Annotated in this window: 16 protein-coding genes; 10 read left to right on the forward strand and 6 right to left on the reverse strand. The window is 61.2% G+C overall.

The window, feature by feature from the left end:
- The first annotated feature begins 428 nt into the window (after window positions 1-428).
- The 6 genes from I7X09_RS09260 to I7X09_RS09285 all read left to right on the forward strand — a co-directional run bounded on the left by I7X09_RS09260 (window position 429) and on the right by I7X09_RS09285 (window position 6,667).
- Window positions 429-1,925, forward strand: a complete 1,497-nt coding sequence (locus tag I7X09_RS09260; RefSeq protein ID WP_200316480.1) for a condensation domain-containing protein — start codon at window positions 429-431, stop codon at window positions 1,923-1,925.
- Window positions 1,858-3,324 (forward strand): condensation domain-containing protein, encoded by a 1,467-nt coding sequence (locus I7X09_RS09265; RefSeq protein ID WP_095968730.1) that lies wholly within the window; start codon window positions 1,858-1,860, stop codon window positions 3,322-3,324. Before I7X09_RS09260 ends, I7X09_RS09265 begins: the two co-directional genes overlap by 68 nt.
- Window positions 3,324-4,706, forward strand: coding sequence for a condensation domain-containing protein (locus I7X09_RS09270; RefSeq protein WP_095968729.1), 1,383 nt, complete (start codon window positions 3,324-3,326; stop codon window positions 4,704-4,706). The genes I7X09_RS09265 and I7X09_RS09270 overlap by 1 nt, the downstream gene beginning before the upstream one ends.
- A gap of 70 nt (window positions 4,707-4,776) precedes the next feature.
- On the forward strand, window positions 4,777-5,238 hold the full coding sequence (locus I7X09_RS09275) for a MarR family winged helix-turn-helix transcriptional regulator (protein WP_095968728.1): 462 nt from the start codon (window positions 4,777-4,779) through the stop codon (window positions 5,236-5,238).
- The gene (locus tag I7X09_RS09280) at window positions 5,235-5,663 is read left to right on the forward strand and encodes an organic hydroperoxide resistance protein (RefSeq protein WP_003939720.1); all 429 of its coding nucleotides are present in this window, start codon (window positions 5,235-5,237) and stop codon (window positions 5,661-5,663) included. The genes I7X09_RS09275 and I7X09_RS09280 overlap by 4 nt, the downstream gene beginning before the upstream one ends.
- Window positions 5,660-6,667 carry an NADP-dependent oxidoreductase gene (locus I7X09_RS09285; RefSeq protein WP_095968727.1) on the forward strand — a complete coding sequence of 336 codons (1,008 nt, stop codon included), beginning with the start codon at window positions 5,660-5,662 and terminating at the stop codon, window positions 6,665-6,667. Before I7X09_RS09280 ends, I7X09_RS09285 begins: the two co-directional genes overlap by 4 nt.
- Window positions 6,668-6,745: 78 nt before the next feature.
- On the opposite strand, the gene I7X09_RS09290 is transcribed toward I7X09_RS09285, so the two are convergent.
- The 4 genes from I7X09_RS09290 to I7X09_RS29725 all read right to left on the reverse strand — a co-directional run bounded on the left by I7X09_RS09290 (window position 6,746) and on the right by I7X09_RS29725 (window position 9,469).
- A complete protein-coding gene (locus tag I7X09_RS09290) occupies window positions 6,746-7,621 on the reverse strand; it encodes an oxidoreductase (RefSeq protein WP_095968726.1) in 876 nt (291 codons plus the stop codon).
- 51 nt (window positions 7,622-7,672) lie between these two features.
- Window positions 7,673-8,626 carry a membrane protein insertase YidC gene (yidC, locus tag I7X09_RS09295; RefSeq protein ID WP_200316482.1) on the reverse strand — a complete coding sequence of 318 codons (954 nt, stop codon included), beginning with the start codon at window positions 8,624-8,626 and terminating at the stop codon, window positions 7,673-7,675.
- A 113-nt stretch (window positions 8,627-8,739) separates the two neighbouring features.
- Window positions 8,740-9,045, reverse strand: coding sequence for a DUF6412 domain-containing protein (locus I7X09_RS09300; RefSeq protein WP_206028806.1), 306 nt, complete (start codon window positions 9,043-9,045; stop codon window positions 8,740-8,742).
- A 34-nt stretch (window positions 9,046-9,079) separates the two neighbouring features.
- Window positions 9,080-9,469 (reverse strand): alpha/beta fold hydrolase, encoded by a 390-nt coding sequence (locus I7X09_RS29725; RefSeq protein ID WP_200317753.1) that lies wholly within the window; start codon window positions 9,467-9,469, stop codon window positions 9,080-9,082.
- Window positions 9,470-9,788: 319 nt separating this feature from the next.
- Between I7X09_RS29725 and I7X09_RS29375 the strand changes: the two genes are divergently transcribed.
- Window positions 9,789-10,202, forward strand: coding sequence for a C40 family peptidase (locus I7X09_RS29375; RefSeq protein ID WP_442800587.1), 414 nt, complete (start codon window positions 9,789-9,791; stop codon window positions 10,200-10,202).
- A 190-nt stretch (window positions 10,203-10,392) separates the two neighbouring features.
- On the forward strand, window positions 10,393-10,629 hold the full coding sequence (locus I7X09_RS09315) for a hypothetical protein (protein ID WP_095968722.1): 237 nt from the start codon (window positions 10,393-10,395) through the stop codon (window positions 10,627-10,629).
- On the opposite strand, the gene I7X09_RS09320 is transcribed toward I7X09_RS09315, so the two are convergent.
- Together I7X09_RS09320 and I7X09_RS09325 are read right to left on the reverse strand one after the other, a co-directional pair.
- Window positions 10,604-12,964, reverse strand: coding sequence for an ATP-binding protein (locus I7X09_RS09320; RefSeq protein ID WP_200316484.1), 2,361 nt, complete (start codon window positions 12,962-12,964; stop codon window positions 10,604-10,606). The genes I7X09_RS09315 and I7X09_RS09320 overlap by 26 nt on opposite strands.
- 86 nt (window positions 12,965-13,050) lie before the next feature.
- Window positions 13,051-15,384: an ATP-binding protein gene (locus tag I7X09_RS09325; RefSeq protein WP_200316486.1), complete on the reverse strand. Its 2,334-nt coding sequence runs from the start codon at window positions 15,382-15,384 to the stop codon at window positions 13,051-13,053.
- Between the two features lie 197 nt (window positions 15,385-15,581).
- On the opposite strand from I7X09_RS09325, the gene I7X09_RS09330 reads away from it, so the two are divergent.
- Both I7X09_RS09330 and I7X09_RS09335 read left to right on the forward strand, forming a co-directional pair.
- Complete coding sequence (locus tag I7X09_RS09330) at window positions 15,582-16,307, forward strand: GntR family transcriptional regulator (protein ID WP_166809268.1); 726 nt, start codon at window positions 15,582-15,584, stop codon at window positions 16,305-16,307.
- Window positions 16,308-16,414: 107 nt separating this feature from the next.
- The gene (locus tag I7X09_RS09335; RefSeq protein ID WP_200316488.1) at window positions 16,415-17,989 is read left to right on the forward strand and encodes an NCS1 family nucleobase:cation symporter-1; all 1,575 of its coding nucleotides are present in this window, start codon (window positions 16,415-16,417) and stop codon (window positions 17,987-17,989) included.
- Window position 17,990: the final 1 nt, after the last annotated feature.

Genomic DNA, 17,990 nt, shown 5'->3' on the forward strand with positions numbered 1-17,990 from the left:
TGTCAATACTCGGTGAACAATCCGCGCACCGAAGGGGCACGATGGCCGTACACGAACCCTGTTGTCAATGAAAGAGATACAGCCGAATCACTACGAAAATTGCTACACACAAACATATTCCGGTATTCGCATACGCACATTCTTCGCCATCCGGCGGAATTCACAACGATCTATTGAAATTTGTTTCACCACAGAGTGATTGATCGATCAACTGACAGGTGACCAAGGCCGTAAACCGGATGTCCAGTATTCGAATTGTCCGAAATAACGAGCGGAATGTTCCTCGTCACATCTCGCCTCGAAGCAGTTGCGCGGAGTCTCAGGTCGCGTTCTACTTGCCTTGACTAATCATCTGTCACTCTCGGTTACAAACATCCGCCCCGTTCACGATCCCCACCTTTCGCCATCTCGAGAGATCAGGTTTCCCAATGGAATTCACGGAACTTGCCGACTATCCCCTACCACCCGGGACCGTCACCGAGTGGACTCCCGGCGCGGTGAATCCGCCCTCGCAGTGGCCTGTCGACCAGCGCCCCGCCAGCTACATCCACGAAGCACATCTGAAACATGCCGAGCAGATGAAACGGCAGGAGCGCTACAAGATCGACGGGTGCGCTCCTTCGTGGCTGGGTACCTCGTTTCGCATCCACGACAGACTCGACCGAAGGATCTGGGCAGCCGCTCTCGATCACTGGATCGATCGCCACGAAGTGCTCCGAACACACGTCGCCGTGGAGGACGAGGCGATAGTCCGACGCACCGCGGGGCGTGGGGACGTCCGGATTTTGGGTAACGACGTCGGACATCTTGCGTCCTCGATGTCCGTCTTCACACATCTGCAGCAACTGCTCGACCGATCGACCGATCCACTTGTCTGGCCTGCGTATCAGTTCGCGACGATTGAAGGTCCCAACCACTTCACCGTGGTTTTTGCCGCCGATCATGCTCTGCTGGACGGATACTCGGTGGCGTTGACCGCGCACGAACTGCAGACGATCTACCGTTCGCTGAGCGAGGGAAGTCATCCCTCACCGCCGGAGACCGGAAGCTACATCGACTTCGGCACCAGGGAACGAGATCTCGTGGAACACGCGGACTGCTCTCACCCGGCGGTGCAGACGTGGCGCGAGTTCTACGCGCAGGGCGAGGCTCCGTACTTTCCATCGCTACCCGAACCGGTCGTCGGACGCCGCGTCCCTCAACAGAGCCTGTCCGCTTGGCTTCTGAGCGCCCGGGGCGCCGAACGCCTGGCAGAAGCGAGCAAGCGCAGCAACCAAGGTTTCCTTGCCGCGATACTCGCGTGCGCAGCCAAGGTGACCGGAGATCTCACCGGCGCAGACGAATTCCGCGTCGTCGTGCCGCAACACACGCGTTCGGAGCTTCGATGGGCTGCGTCGCTGGGATGGTTCATCGGTGTTGTGCCGGTGAGGATTCCGATTGCCCCCGCCGCAACGGTGAACGATCTGGCCCAGCTTGCCGGAGTGGAGATACGACGCGTCCGCCCCGCGGCGGCCCTGCCGTATTCGAGAGTGTGCGAGCTGATCGACTCCCCGCATCACCTGCCGTTCGTGCTCTCCTACATGGACGTTCGTCACGTTCCTGGTGCCGAGCAATGGACGAGCTGGCAGACCAGAGGCCTTCGTAGTCGCGATCATTCGGGAACCGACGTCTACATCTGGCTCACACGGACTCCCGAAGGGCTCAATCTGGCCATACGCCACCCGGGCAATGCGCGCACGAGCCGCCACATCCATCACTTCGCGGGACTCCTACGCCGCGAAATGGAGGACTTTGCCTTCTCGACCGACACATTCGCACCTCCGACCAACACCGCTGCACCGATCGAGGAGAACTCTCATGGAAATGACACCCATCGATCTCTGGGCACCGAAAGCCGGGACGCTCACCGAGTTCAGGCCTACTGAACAGTCCCTGGCGGCGGCATCCGGGGCACCGCGGAGCGACCAACCGCTCTCGTTCCTACAAGAAGGACACATTCGAACCGCCGATCACAAGCGTGCACAAGGCGTCGACTGGTCACCGTGGATCGGATTCACGTTCACTCTGCCCGGTGATCTCGATCGGGAAGCACTGCGTCGGGCGGTCCAGGCGTTTGTCCTGCGGCACAACACACTGCACAGTTGGTTCGAGGTCAGACCATCCGAAGATCCCGACGGGAGCGGGGTCATCGACCGTCACGTGGTGGATGCATCGACGATCGAACTCACGCCGCACAGCGTCGGTTCTCTGCACACGACCGATGCGGTTCGCGAGCATGTCAGCCGAAGTTTCGCCGGCGATACCAGCCCACTGCAGTGGCCCTCGTTCATCAGTGGCGCCGTCGAGCACGGCGCCGGCTTCACCGTCTACTACGGCGTCGATCACTCGCACACCGACGGCCTGTCGCTGATGCTGGGCGTCGAAGAACTTCGTGCGTTGTACATCGCCGAAAGCGCCGGCATCGACGCCCAACTTCCCTCTCCCGGCAGCTACGTCGAGTACAGCGGCGAAGAGCGGGCCTCGGCAGGAAGCCTTGATCTGGCTGCAGCCCCTGTGCAGCAGTGGATTTCGATTCTCGCGGCCAATGCCGGACAACTCCCGACGTTCCCCCTCGACCTCGGCGTCGCGCGGGGCGAACAGACCCGGTCGACCCGCACACACATCGACGTTCTCGACAGCGACGAGTCAGCCGCGTTCGCAGCGCTGTGCAAGTCCCATGGTGTCGGCTTCTCCACGGGGATCTTCGCAGCCCTCGCCCTCACCGAGATCGAAGTTGCGGACAGAGCGAACTACTTCGCGCTCAACGCAGTCGGTACCCGCTCCGATCCGAGATACCTCTACGCGCAAGGCTGGTTCATCAACCTCGTCCCGGTCTCGTTCACGCTGAGTGATGTCACGAGCTTCACCGATGCACTCCCCCTTGCCCACGCTGCTCGCGCAGCAGTGAAGGGACTCGCGGACGTGTCCATTCACTCGGTGATCGCCCAGGTGTCGAAGTTGACCGGATCCGACATCGGCGGAACCTCGGTCCCGCCGATGGTGTCGTACATCGACATGCGCCTGATTCCAGGTGCCGAGCACCACGACGAACTCGACGCGCGCGCACTGGGTGGGCCAGGAACGACGGGTGATCTGTCGATGTGGATCAACAGGAAGGAAGACCGTACGTACGTGATGGTCAGTTTTCCCGATACCGAGCAAGCACACACATCGGTGGATCGGTACCTTCGACACCTCCGCAACGTCCTGAGAACGGTCGCCGATACCGGCGACTACCGTGTCGTTCGTCAGGCGGATGCACGTCAGGAAGTGGAGACCGCCTGATGCACATAACCTTTCTCGACAGGTTCGAGGCACGGCCGGGGCGCATCCTGCAGTGGACTCCGAGCGAAATCTCCACCGGATCGACGTATCCGGTTCCTCCGACCTCGAATCAGCAGCTGCATCTTGCCGGGAGCCGCGGCGATACGACATGGCTCGCTGCCACTTTCGACGTCCCCGGCCCCATCGACACGGACGCACTCAGAGCCAGCTTCGAGGAATGGACGTCCCGCCACGACGCCCTGTCGTGCTCGTTCTCCCAGGCCGAAGTACCGGGTGAATCCTCGGCACTGTTCGTCGACGTCGCCGATATCGGCGACCTGCGCCTCCGTGAGGAAACCGTGGCGGACGCACGAACGCCGGAACAGGTGCGAGAACTCTTGGGCGAGCGCCTGGATCGATGGTGCAATCCTTTTGCGTTTCCCGCGTACTTTCTCGGTGCCATCACCCGCGACGACCAGTCGACAGTGATCTGCGGGTTCGACCATGCCATCTGCGACGGCTGGTCCATGAGCATCGCCATCACCGAGATCAGCACTCTGTATCGCGAATACACTCGGGCAGAACGTGTTCCGATCGCGTCGGATCTATTGCCGGAGCCCGGAAGTTTCCTCAACTACTGCTTCCGCGAATCGGCAACAGCGGATCCAGATCCCGGCGACCACCGCATTGCGGGTTGGCGGTCCTTCCTTCGATCATGCGGAGGTGACACTCCCCATTTTCCCGTGGATCTGGGACTACCCGCCGGAACGATGTCACCCCAGGGCACCGACACCCGAATGCTCCTCGACGCCGACGAAGCAGAGCTCTTCGACCAGAACTGCGCCGATCATCGACACTCGCCTTTCGGCGCGATTCTTGCGTCGATCGGTTTGGCCACAACACAATTGACCGGCAAGAGGGACACACACCTGCTGTTTCCGGTCCACACACGTCGGGAACCGCGGCACAACCACACCTTCGGATGGCTGGTGGCCAATGCGCCCATCACCGTGACGAGCAAGGATAATCTTCACAGCACTGCTCGGGCAGTCAATCTCGCTTTCCACGAGTCACTTTCACTGTCGTCCGTGTCCTCGCGACAGGTGTTGCGGAGCTTGGGGCCCGAGGTTTCGCCCACTCGCCGAGACATCTTCTCGGTGTCCTACGCCGACTACCGAACCATGCCCGGTGGATCTCGCCCCCGCAAATCAGAGTCCCGCGAATCACAGCCTGCGCCGATCAATCCGCAGCAACTCAGTCGCGTGTCGAATGCCGACGATGTTCAGTTCTGGTTCTCGCGCACCCACGACGGTCTGGCACTTCGCACCCGCTTTCCCGCGCCCGCGGCTCGGACGGTGCACACCTTCCTCGCGAGTGTCTCCGAGATTCTGTCGGCTCCGTAGAGCTACAGCTGCATATATATTTGACACTTCTTTGTTGTGCACAACTTAACTGTGCGCTACAGTTGTTCTCGTGACCAACCCACTCGCCCTCGAACGCCAGGTCTGCTTCGCCCTCTATTCGGCGTCGCGGGCCACCACGGCTGCGTACCGAGCGATGCTCGACGACCTGGGGATCACGTATCCCCAGTACCTCGTCTTGTTGACACTCTGGGAACGAGACGGCCGCGGGGTGCGCGAAATCTGTGAGGCCCTCGATCTGGATACCGGAACCCTGTCGCCGCTGCTCAAACGGTTGGAGGGTCTGGGTTTCATCGAACGTCGACGCCTCACCACCGACGAGCGTCGCGTCGAGATCCACCTGACCGAGTCCGGTTCCACCCTGCGCAGCAAGGCCGAGGACATCCCGGCCAAGCTCGCGGGCGCCACTGGTCTGAGTAACGACGAACTGACCGAACTCCGAGACGTTCTCACCCGCCTCGGCGAGTCACTTCAAGCATCCAATGCCCACTCCGACGGAAAGAAGAAGTCATGAACATCGTCTACACCGCAGAAGCACTTGCCACCGGCGAAGGCCGCAACGGTCACGCTCGCACCTCGGACGGACGCCTCGACCTCGGCCTCGCCATTCCCAAGGAAATGGGTGGCAGCGGCGAGGGCACCAACCCCGAGCAGCTCTTTGCCGCCGGATACGCAGCGTGCTTCCACTCCGCTCTGCAGATGGTCGCCCGCGCCGAGAAGGCCAACGTGGCTGATTCCGCAGTCGGCGCGCGGGTCGGCATCGGCCCGAACGGCGCAGGCGGTTTCGGACTTGCTGTGACGCTGGAGGTTTCACTCCCCCATCTGCCCCATGACCAGGCCGTCGAGCTGACGGAGAAGGCGCACCAGGTGTGCCCGTACTCCAACGCAACTCGCGGCAACATCGAGGTCACCCTCGAAGTAAGTAAGGACGACGAATGAGCACCACCACTGTAAGCCGGGAAATCCGCCTCGCATCACGCCCGAGCGGTTGGCCCACCTCGGAGAACTTCGCCACCGCCGAAGTCGAACTCCCCGAACTCGAAGACGGCCAGATCCTGGTCCGCAACATCGCCATCTCCGTCGACCCGTACATGCGCGGCCGGATGAACGACGTGAAGTCCTACCTTCCGCCGTTCCAGGTCGGCGCGGCGCTCGACGGTGGCGCTGTCGGCGAGGTCGTCGAATCCAAGTCGGCTGATCGCGCTGTGGGCGACGTTGTCGTCCACGGCCTGGGGTGGCGTGAATACGCCATTCTCGACGGATCCGCAGTGACTCCGGCCGACACGTCCATCGCGCCGGCGACGGCCTACCTGGGCGCCCTCGGCATGACCGGCCTCACTGCGTATGCCGGCCTCACCGCAGTCGCGGAATTCAAGGAAGGCGACACCGTATTCGTCTCCGGCGCAGCAGGTGCCGTCGGATCGCTCGTCGGTCAGATCGCCAAGTTGCTCGGCGCGAAGCGAGTGATCGGCAGCGCCGGTTCACCGGCGAAGGTTGCCCGACTTCTCGAACTCGGATTCGACGCGGCGTTCGACTATCACGACGGCCCGATCACCGAACTTCTGGCCGCCGCGGCGCCTGACGGCATCGACGTGTACTTCGACAACGTCGGTGGCGAGCACCTCGAAGCCGCCATCGACGCCATGAACCAGGGTGGCCGGATTGCCTTGTGTGGGGCCATCGCTCAGTACAACACCACTGACAAGCCCACCGCTCCCCACAATCTGGCATTGGTGATCGGCAAGCAGCTCACGCTGCGCGGATTCCTCGTGGGCGGCTACCGCCACCTCGGCGGCGAATTCCGCACCCACATGGCAGGGTGGCTCGCCGACAACAAGATTCAGTGGGACGAGACCATCGTCGAAGGCCTGGAGAATGCACCACAAGCGTTCATCGACCTGATGCGCGGTGCGAACACCGGCAAGATGGTTGTCACGCTGTAACCCGAACAGCATGTAGCTCGAACAGATGTGAAGGTGGCCGCGAACTTCTCGAAGTTCGCGGCCACCTTCATATCCGAATCAGATCCCGTACGAGACTCCGGTCAACTTCTCCGACAAATTCCACAAGCCCGCGGCGGTCCTCGTATCGTGAGACTTCTTGTTCGACCCCACGACCTTCGGATACCCGCGCTGCTCGAACGGACCGTCCGGTCCGATGTAACTGCCGCCGAAAGCATCCGGCGCAGTGGCCGCCCACAGTTCGGGAAGCGCACCCATCTCCGCGGACTGAGCGAAGATCGAATTACCTATCCCCATCAGCTTGTCCTGGATCGACTCGGTATGCCCCTGCAGGTTCGTCGACGCATATCCCGGATGCGAAGCGAGCGCTTTGAGCGGAGATCCCGAAGCTGCGAGCCTGCGCTGAAGTTCGTACGTGAACAACAGATTGGCGAGCTTGGACTGCCCGTAGGCCAACCAGCGGTTGTACTTTCGACGTTCGAAATTGAGATCGTCGAGATCGACAGTTCCAAGCTGATGCAGGGCACTGGACATGGTCACGACCCGGTCGGTGAGTTTGTCCTTCAACAGACCGGTCAAGGCGAAGTGCCCGAGATGATTTGTGCCGATCTGCATTTCGAAACCGTCGACCGTCCGGCGGAACGGAACGGCCATAACGCCGGCGTTGTTCACCAGGACGTCGACCTTGTCCGTTGCGTCGGCGAAAGCTCGTACCGACGACAGATCGGACAGGTCCAACTTACGAACTACCGCGTTTGACCCGATCTCTGCGGCTACGACGTCGGCCTTCGTGGTGTCCCGACAGGCGAGGACCACGTCTGCCCCGGCTTTGCCCAGCGCTCGTGCGACTACCTCACCCAGTCCGCTGTTCGCCCCCGTGACGACAAATGTGCGGCCGGTCTGATCGACTACGTCTTCTGCGGTCCATTTGGTCATGCTTTCCAGCGTACGTGCCTTACTCGTCGGTAGGGAGGGGCGATTTTCCGGTCATCGCTTGCGCTTGGTCCGGATCGGCTTTGCTCCCGGCAACGGTGCGGCGGCCCTTCGGGGCGCCTGGGTCGCGGCCGTCGAGGATGTCGGCGACAATTCGGCCTCCTTCTGCTCCGCCGCGATGCGTCCGTAGACGAGATGCTGTTGTCCCAACGTCCAGCAGTTGTTGCTCACGAAATAGAGCAGGATCGCAACAGGGGCGAAAGCGCCGAACGCAACCACACCGATCGGAAATACCCACAGCGCAAGTTTGTTCATGATTGCCGTCTGGGGGTTGACGGTTCCGGTGTCCACCTGACGTGCGATGGACGCCCGCGACGTGAAATGCGTAGCGACGGCCGCGAAGATCATCAGCGGTACGGCAACCAGAATGATGGAGATTCGGCTGACGTCGCCGAACGCCTCCAGTTGTGCTGCCGGACTCGAAATCATGGCGGACAACGGCGCGCCGAACAGTTTGGCGTCGAGAAACGACTGCACGTCCGAGGCGCTGAAGAAGTAGTTGGCAGTGTTCGCGTTGTCCGCCACCGACATGGGCTCGGTCGGGCTCAGAAACGGGACGTGGGATGCCGCTCCGGTTCGATTGAATGATCGCAGGACGTGATAGAGACCAATGAACACCGGTGCCTGAACGAGCATCGGCAGGCATCCGAGCAACGGGCTGTAGTTGTGTTCCTTCTGCAGCTTTGCCATCTCGACAGTGAGCTTCTGCCGGTCGCCCGAATACTTCTTCTGCAATGCCTTGATCTGCGGTTGCAGTTTCTGCATCACGAGTTGGGTGCGGACTTGCTTGACGAATGGTTTGAACAGCAAGGCCTTGAGCGTGAAGACCAGAAACACGACCGAAAGCGCCCATACGACGCCGTTGTCGGGTGATCCGGAGATCAGTGAGAAGACCTTGTGCCAGAACCAGAGGATTCCGGACACGGGGTAGTAGACAAAATCGAGCATGACGAATAAAACCTCACCGAGAGGCACGCTCCGGCAATCGAGAGCGCGGGAATGGTCGTGGACGCAAGACGTCTGACCGACCTACGGCGAGTTCACTCCCGCCGACGGCCGATCTACAGACCGATTCCGGGTGCTCGAGGTTGCGGACGACCGGGCGCGTCCGGACTGCTCTGCCTACGGAAGGCACCACGCAGGCAGCGCTCGTCATCCGACGGGCCGGTGGCCGCAACCGCACACAGTTGCAGAAGTTCGTACTTCGACGAGGTGGCGAGCGCTGCGACCACGAAGACGGCAATCGCAGTTCCCAGCACCGCGGCGCTGCCCGACGATCCAAGCGGAGGCACTGCGAGAAGCGCGATGAACGGCAGCAGAAGCAGCAACAGTGACCGTGTCACCGTTCCCGTGCTCCGCTGTTGCATGACTGCGAGAGTACAGAACGACCACCGAATCCAGCTAGGCACCGTTTCGTGAGCGCATTCCCGACCCGCTGCGTACCGGCGAGGTCGCCCCGCCGCACACGATCGCCGGCCGCCTGGTCACTGCACAATCCGCATGGTCGAACAGAACGCCACCAACCGAGTTCACCAGAAACAAGCGCGCAACACGCACGGGGAAATCCCGCGCGAGTGCTGTCGCCACACCGCCGCCGAACGAATGCCCGACGACGGTCACCGGGCCGGTAACTCCGGCGGCGTCCAGAAACCGCGTCATCCACGCCGCATAACCTTCGAAGTGTCGATCGTCTCGGCCCAGTTCAGAGGTGGTTTTTCTTCGGGTGAAGTACCGGACTCGATATTGCCGTGCGCCCGCCGGTGCGGCGACGACCGTAGTACCTGCACCGATACCTACTTCTTACTTCTGCCCTTCTCGAGACGTCACGCCTGCCGACAAGCCATTCGAAAACAGGTATGCACCCCGTCCACCTGACCGGCGCGAACACGTCGAGGCGACACCAGGCTGTGTGTCACAAGCCGAAGCCCGATCACGCTCAGCCGATACCTGCTTCGGGACGCACCGACGCGAAGGCAACACGAGAAATGTCGCACCACCGATTCACCAGCCCCCGCACGACGAAGAACGCACTCGGAAGGGCGCTTGTCATCGGCGCTCTTTCGCTCACAACCCTTGCCGTGAGCATCGACACCGCAAACGCTCAGGCCCCTTGCTTCCGGACTGGAACACAGGCGAAGTTTCCGTCGCCACGAATCCGGCAAAGGTGTCGGGTTTCGTTTCCTCGGACGGAGGCCGCGCATTGGCAGCCGCACAGTCCAAGATCGGCGCCCCGTACGTCTGGGGCGCAACCGGACCGGACTCGTTCGACTGCTCCGGCCTCGTGCAGTGGGCCTATGCACAAGCGGGCGTTTCGATTCCACGAACTACCTACGACCAGGCTGTCGGCGGAGCTCCGGTTTCCCGGGACGAACTCCAGCCCGGTGACGTGGTCCTGTACTACGGCGGGGAACATGTCGGGATCTATGCCGGCGGCGGTGACGTCGTTCACGCCCCGACATCGGGCGAGTCGGTCAAACGCGCACCCGTGGACTCGATGCCGTACTACCTCGCCCGCCGTTACTGACATGTTTCACGTCAGCTTGACAAAACGGCCTGGATCGCAACGACATTCGGCCCGCTCGTCACTATCCGAATGCTTGACGCTCCCCCATTGCGCGGAATGCGACGCCATCCTCTCCCCCGCCAGTGCCGTCTGCACCAGATGCCGCGGGGTGCGATTGGACGTAGCGCGGTGCTGCGGAGACGGCACTGTCGTGTCCTGGCGAACGGTTCAGGGCGATCCGACGACGGTTCTCGCCATTGTCGAATTGGACGAGGGACCGTGGCTGTACACGTTACTCACGCAATCCCCACGCACGGATGCGCCCGGACCGCTGCGAGTGTCGTTTCAACGGCGAGAAGTGGGTAAGCGCTATCCGGTGTTCTGCCTGTGCGGCGACGACCGAGGCGCAGTGCAATCGGACGTCAACTCCGGCCTTCTGAAGCTTTGATCTGCTGCGAATCATCTTCCTGCGCAGTCGATACCACCCACGCCGCGATCTGCGCTCTGGAGGTGAATCCCAATTTCGTCAGCACGTTCTCCACATGCCCCTGCGCCGTCCGTGGCGAAATGACGAGATGCTCGGCGATAGCGCGGTTGGTGAGGCCCTGAGCCACCAGTTCCGCAACTTGCTGCTCACGACGGGTCAGTCGGATCGCCTCCGTCGACAGTGAAGCTGAAGCACTGCGACGCTCGTTGAGCGCATAGGCGACGGCTTCACCCTCGGTCATGACGATTCCTCGGTGAAACTCTCTATCGAAGGCGCTGTCACCCAAAGCCTTTCGAGAACTATCCATGGTATTCTCGCGGTAGCTCGACAATCGCGAGAATCCGGTGAGAGGTTGCCCGATCTTCTGCCAGTACATCGCTGCGGCACCGAGAAGAACCGCTCCATGCTTCCAATCACGTTGTGCCACTGCCGTCCATGCAAGCGGTTCGATGCACCACGCCGCGTTCATCGACGAGCTGTCAATTCGCAAACTTCGCGTCAAATACTCACTCGTGCGCGCGAAGTCGCCCCGAAGCCAAGCAATGAGTCCGAGAAACCCCAACGCGTGGGCCTGATACGTCACTTCGCGCAGTGGCTCGGTAATCTCGAGACACTCGTCGAAACACTCCGCCGACCGCTCCAGCGCGCCCGTAAGAATGTAGGCGAGGCCGAGGGTATCCAAACTGATCACCACGTACTGCAGATTTTCGTCGAGCCGAAACAACGTCACGGCAGATTCCAACTTCGCTGTGGCATTGTCCAATTCACCCGCGCATGTGTCGACGTACCCGCCCGCCCACTCCGTCAGAGCTCGCGAGCGCACATCTCCCAGAGCCTCCGCAAGTCGCCGTCCCTCGTCGATCAGTTCGCGGGCGCGAACGAGATCGCCCTGCATCGCATGCGCCGCGGCGTCCACGCACAGGACATCCACCCGAAACATGTCAGGCTCGGAGTCCGCGGCGTTCAGTGTTCGATCAGCCCAATATCGCAACTGGCCGATCAATCCGTCGGACAACAAGAATCTGTACCACGCGGCGAACATACGAGTCGCAGAACGCGCCTCACCAACGGTGGAAATCGAATATTCCAGTGCATCGTACAGATTGTGTTGTTCTCGACCGAGCCGCGCTGCCCACGACGCCTGCCCGCTACTGATCCAGTCGGATTCTGCACGGATGACAAGGCCTTCGAACCAATCACGGTGTCGGCGAGGCAGATCGAGCTGCTCCCCCGTTGAATCCAACTTTTCACGCCCGTACTCCCGGAGCAGATCGAGAAGGTGGTATCGAACGGAGCCGTCGATCTCCTCACGAATGAGGATGGACTTCTCGACCAAACCGGTGACGAGATCGAGTGTTTCCGTCGAACTCGAATCCTGCCCGCACACCCCCTCCGCCGCGTCGAGATCGAACCCACCCGAAAAGACCGACAACCTCCCCCACAACCGCTGCTCCGGTAGCGAACAGAGGTCATAGCTCCAATCGATCGACAATCGAAGGGTCTGCTGACGACTGGGCACGTCTCGTCCGCCATTGGTGAGGAGACGGTACCGATCCGAGAGCCGGTTCATGATCTGCTCCGCAGACATACCCCGCAGACGGGCAGCTGCCAGTTCGATCGGCAACGGCAGTCCGTCCAGGTCTTGGCAGATGCGGGCAACGGTATGCCTGTTCTCCTCGGTCAGCGCAAATCCTGGTACCACCGCTGCGGCTCGTTCTGTGAACAACAGAACGGATTCGTACTGGGCCAGCCCGGTGGACCCGTTCGGGCCCCGAAGAGCCGGCGTCGTGAGCGAGGGAACACGCATCGTCACCTCACCGCCCATCCCCAGCGACTCGCGGCTCGTCGCCAAGATTTTCACCCCGGCGCAGCGACGCAAGATCGCCCCGCACAAGCGGGCAACCGAATCCACCAAGTGCTCACAGTTGTCGAGCACCAACAGCAGACTCCGATCGGCGCAGTAGTCGATCACGGCGTGCAGCGAATCCGACGACGAGACCGGCCGCACCCCCAACGTCAGGGCGACATGGTCCTCGAGCAGGTCCGGATCCGACAGCTCGCCCAACTCCACCAACCAGGTTCCCCCGCTGAACACGCGTTGCAGCGCACCCGCGAGTCTGATCGCAAGGCGTGTCTTACCCACTCCCCCAACGCCGGTCAGCGTCAACAAACGGGACGACTCGAACAATCTTCTGGCATCGGCCAACTCACGCCGTCGGCCGACGAAACTCGTCAGCTCCAACGGCAAGTTGCCGACAATCCGGTGATCGGCTTCTGCACGCACAGCGGATGCCATCGACCGACTCGCTTTCTGCGATTCCACTCCACACCAACGCTACCCCCGCGAACTGCACCCGGAGAAGCGCACCGCTGCCCACGGTCTCAGCCTCGGGAGTCGGTCTCCTGCGCGGTCGAGACGAACCACGCCGCGATCTGTGCTCTGGAAGTGAATCCCAGTTTTGTCAGCACATGTTCCACATGCCCCTGAGCGGTCCGCAGCGAGATGACCAAGTGCTCCGCGATGGCGCGGTTGGTCAGTCCCTGAGCAACCAGTTCCGCAACTTGCTGCTCACGGCGAGTGAGGTGAGGTCCTTCTGTCGACGATGCAGTCGTCGCACTGGAACGCTTGTCGAGCGCATACGCGACAGCTTCACCTTCGGACATCGCAAACCCGTTGCGAAACGAGGTGTCGAAAGCATCATCACCCATAACCTTGCGTGCAGCGTCTGCCGCGCTGTCGTGATGAGTTGACAAACCCGGCAGGCCCGCCAGCCGTCCCCCGAGCTTCTGCCAATACATGGACGCCGCGCCGAGCAGAACCGCTGCATGCTTCCAATCACGTTGCGCTGCAGCAATCCAGGCCAACGGTTCGATACACCACGCCGAGTTCATCGGGGCATCGAGAATTCTCAGACTTCGAGTCAAATAGTCACGTGCGCCTTCTAATTCACCTCGGAGCCAGCCGACGATCCCGAGAGTTCCCAGCGCAAAAGCCTGGAACATCACTTCGTGGGCGGGCACGGTGATCGCGAGAGTCTCTTCGTTGCACTCCACAGAGCGATCGAGGGCCCCCGAAAGGAAGTATGCGATCCCCAGAGTGTCCAGGCCGATCACCACATGCAGCAGATTTTCGTCGAGTCGAAACAGCGTCAACGCGGATTCCAGCTTGGCTGTAGCGGTATCGAAGTTGCCCCCGAATGTATCGACGTATCCGTCACCCCATGCCGCCAGACCGCGTGAGCGTACGTCCGCCAAGGCGTTCGCCAGGCGCCAACTCTCGTCGACCAGCTCTTCTGCCCGTTCGAGCTCACCCTGCATCGCGTGATTCACGGCGTCAATGGCCAAGACATCCACTCGGAACGGGTCCAGCTCCCGATCCGCTGTATTCAGGGCTCGATCCGTCCAATAGCGCGCCTGCACAAGCAATCCACTTGCAAGCCAGAATCTGTACAACGCACCGACCATTCGCGTTGCAGATCGCGCCTCTCCCGCAGTGGAGATCGAGAATTCCAACGCGTCGTTGACGTTGCGCTGTTCACGACCCAGCCTTGCAATCCACGCCGCTTGCCGGTCACTGATCCACTCGGCTTCCGCACGAACGACCAGCGCTTCGAACCAATCACGGTGGAGCCGTCGAAGTTCCACGAAATCACTCGAGATCTCGGCCTTCTCGCGTCCGTACTCCCGCAGGAGGTCTAGCAGGTGATAGCGAACAGTGCCGTCGACCTCCTCACGAATGAGGATGGACTTCTCGACCAACGCAGTGACGAGATCGAGCACCTCGGTCGAACTCGAATCCTGCCCGCATACGCCTTCGGCCGCGTCCAGTTCGAACCCGCCGGAAAATACGGTCAGCCGACCCCACAACTGCTGCTCCGGAGGTGAGCACAAGTCGTAGCTCCAATCGATCGACAATCGGAGGGTCTGCTGGCGACTCGGTACACCACGTCCACCGGAAGTCAAAAGGCGGTAACGATCCGAGAGCCGATCCATGATCTGCTCCGCCGACATCCCACGCAGGCGAGCGGCCGCCAACTCGATCGGGAGTGGGAGTCCATCCAGGTCGTGACAGATATGAGCAACGGCGCGCTTGTTCTCCTCGGTGAGGGTGAAACCTGGCACTACGGAAGCCGCACGCTCGGTGAACAGCGACACGGATTCGTACTGGGCAAGTCCCTCGAATTCGCGCGGCTGTTGCTGCGGTGTGGTGAGCGAGGGAACGCGCATCGTCACCTCACCACCTATACCCAGCGATTCTCGGCTCGTCGCCAAGATCTTGACGCCGGCACATCGCCGTAGGATCGCACCGACGAACGAAGCGACGGCATCGACAAGATGTTCGCAGTTGTCGAGTACCAACAGCAGACTGCGATCGGCGCAATAGTCGGTCACAGTGTGCAGCGGGTCCGACGAGGACACCGGCCGCACACCCAGTATCACGGCGACATGATCCTCGAGAAGTTCTGGATCCGTCTGGTCGCCCAACTCCACCAACCACGCGCCGTCCCGGAACACCCGCTGGAGCGCACTCGCGAGTCGGATCGCGAGCCGCGTCTTGCCCACACCGCCGATGCCGGTGAGCGTCAATAAACGGGACGACTCGAACAATCTTCTGGCTTCGGCCAACTCACGCCGTCGGCCGACGAAACTTGTCAGCTCCAAGGGCAAGTTGCCGACAACTCTCTGGTCGGCTTCTGCGCGCACAACGGATGCCATCGACCGACTCGCTTTCTGCCAACCACTACAAATCAACGCTACCCCCGCGTTCGTCGACCTGAGCAGTGCTCACTCGAGCTTCGTTGTCGCAGTCGAAGTGCCCGCACCTCACGGATGCGATTCACGACGGCCATGCCGGTGTCATGCGCCCGAAACAACGGATTCCTACCCTGGCAGCGAGGAGAAGGGAGACCGACATGCCGCCGCGCCGTAGATCGGTACTGCTGACGCAACTGGTAATCGATGCTCCCGGTAGTCCCCAACAAGCGATCCTCGACGAACTGCGGCGAGTAATTCTGTCGGGTTCGGCGCCTCCGGGTACCCCGATTCCTCTCGGCGACGTGGCTGATGTGTTCGGTGTCAGTCGAATACCTGTGCGGGAATCGCTGAAAACCCTGGTCGGAGAGTCGTTGGTCGACCATCGCCACCAGTTCGGCTACACCGTCGCGCAGTTGACGCCGGCGGAGCTACATGAGATGTACATCGTCCGCGAAACCCTCGAATCAGCTGCATTGGCCGTCGCCGTCGAGCAGGCCACCGAAGAGGATCACGAACACGCCGTCGAGGTGAACTCCCGTCTGGAGATCGCGTTGCGCTACGACGACTCTCAGTCCTATCACTGCGAGAGCCGCAACTTTCACCTCGCACTGACCCGACCGTCGCAGATGCTTCGACTTCTGCACATGTTCGAAGCTGCCTGGAACATCACCGAACCGGTTCAGCCGATGGTCCATGTTGCCGGCGTCGACCGGCAGGTACTGCACTCCGATCACACAGCGATGCTGGACGCATTCCTGCGTCGGGACGCGACCGCGCTCCTGACTGCATCCGAAATCCATCATCGCCGACTCGATACCGTGATCGCGACTCTGCCGACCGACACCGGCCTGCTTGCCGAAAAAGATATACCGATTGCGCAATAGTCGCGCAACACGGCCTCGATACCTTTCTCTCAACACAGTTTTCACCACCGTCGCTGAGAGCTTGTGCTCTGTCCGCTGATTCCTTGCACACAAGCACAGGAGCTGTCATGACCGACATTCTTCCGTCTCGAACCACTTCTTCCACCACTCCCACAACGGAAACCGGTACAGGTGATCTCGTCGAGGCCGCCGGCCACCCGGTGGGCAGCGGATTGATCAAGGCGGGTTACGACCCACGTTTGACCAACGAGGATCTGGCACCGCTACGCAAGCAGACCTGGTCGTCGTACAACATCTTCGCGTTCTGGATGTCCGACGTACACAGCGTTGGTGGATACGTCACGGCCGGTAGTCTTTTCGCCCTCGGCCTGGCCAGTTGGCAGGTACTCGTCGCATTGCTGGTCGGCATCACGATCGTCTATTTCTTCTGCAATCTGGTGGCCAAACCCAGCCAGGCCACCGGTGTGCCCTATCCGGTGATCTGCCGCAGCGTGTTCGGTGTCCTCGGAGCGAACATTCCGGCAATCATTCGCGGCCTGATTGCCGTGGCTTGGTACGGAATTCAAACTTTTCTCGCCTCGGCAGCACTCGATGTCGTACTCATCAAGCTCTTTCCGTCACTTGCACCGTACGCCGTGGTCGAGAATTACGGCTTCGCCGGGCTCTCCGCACTGGGCTGGGGAAGTTTCATGCTCCTGTGGGTACTTCAGGCCTGTGTGTTCTGGCGAGGCATGGAATCGATCCGCCGCTTCATCGACTTCTGTGGCCCCGCCGTGTACGTCGTGATGTTCATGCTGTGCGGATATCTCGTCTACAAAGCAGGCTGGAGCGCAATCGATCTCACGCTCGGTGACGTGAAATATTCCGGTTTCGACGCCGTGCCGGTCATGCTCGGTGCGATCGCCCTGGTCGTCTCGTACTTCTCCGGGCCGATGCTCAACTTCGGCGACTTCTCTCGCTACGGGAAGTCGTTCGCAGCCGTCAAGAAGGGTAACTTCCTGGGGTTGCCGGTCAACTTCCTCGTGTTCTCGGTACTCGTCGTCGTCACCGCATCGTTGACATTGCCGGTGTACGGCGAGCTGATCACCGATCCCGTTGCAACCGTGGCACGTATCGACAGTACCTTCGCCATCGTCCTCGGCGCCCTCACCTTCACCATCGCCACGATCGGCATCAACATCGTCGCCAACTTCATTTCCCCGGCCTTCGACTTCTCGAACGTCAGCCCGCAGAAGATCAGCTGGCGCGCCGGTGGAATGATCGCGGCAATCGGATCCATCCTCATCACCCCATGGAACCTGTACAACAATCCCGACGTCATCCACTACACCCTGGAGACCCTCGGAGCTTTCATCGGGCCACTGTTCGGAATCCTGATCGCCGACTACTACCTCGTGCGCAAGCAGAAAGTGATCGTCGACGACCTGTTCAGCATGTCGCCGACCGGAACCTACTGGTACAGCATGGGATACAACCCTGCTGCGGTGATTGCCACCGTAGTGGGAGCCGTCGTCGCGATGGTCCCGGTCCTGGGTAAGGACCTCACCGGGATGTACACCGCAGCGCAGTACAGCTGGTTCATCGGTTGTGGGCTCGGATTTGCCGTCTACTACCTTCTCGCCACGCGCACCCCTCTGGCTGTTCGGAATGCTTCTTCTGCCGACACTGTGACGGTCGACTGAT

The organism is Rhodococcus sp. P-2 (assembly GCF_016598535.1).
GTDB classification, from domain to species: Bacteria; Actinomycetota; Actinomycetes; order Mycobacteriales; family Mycobacteriaceae; genus Rhodococcus_F; species Rhodococcus_F baikonurensis.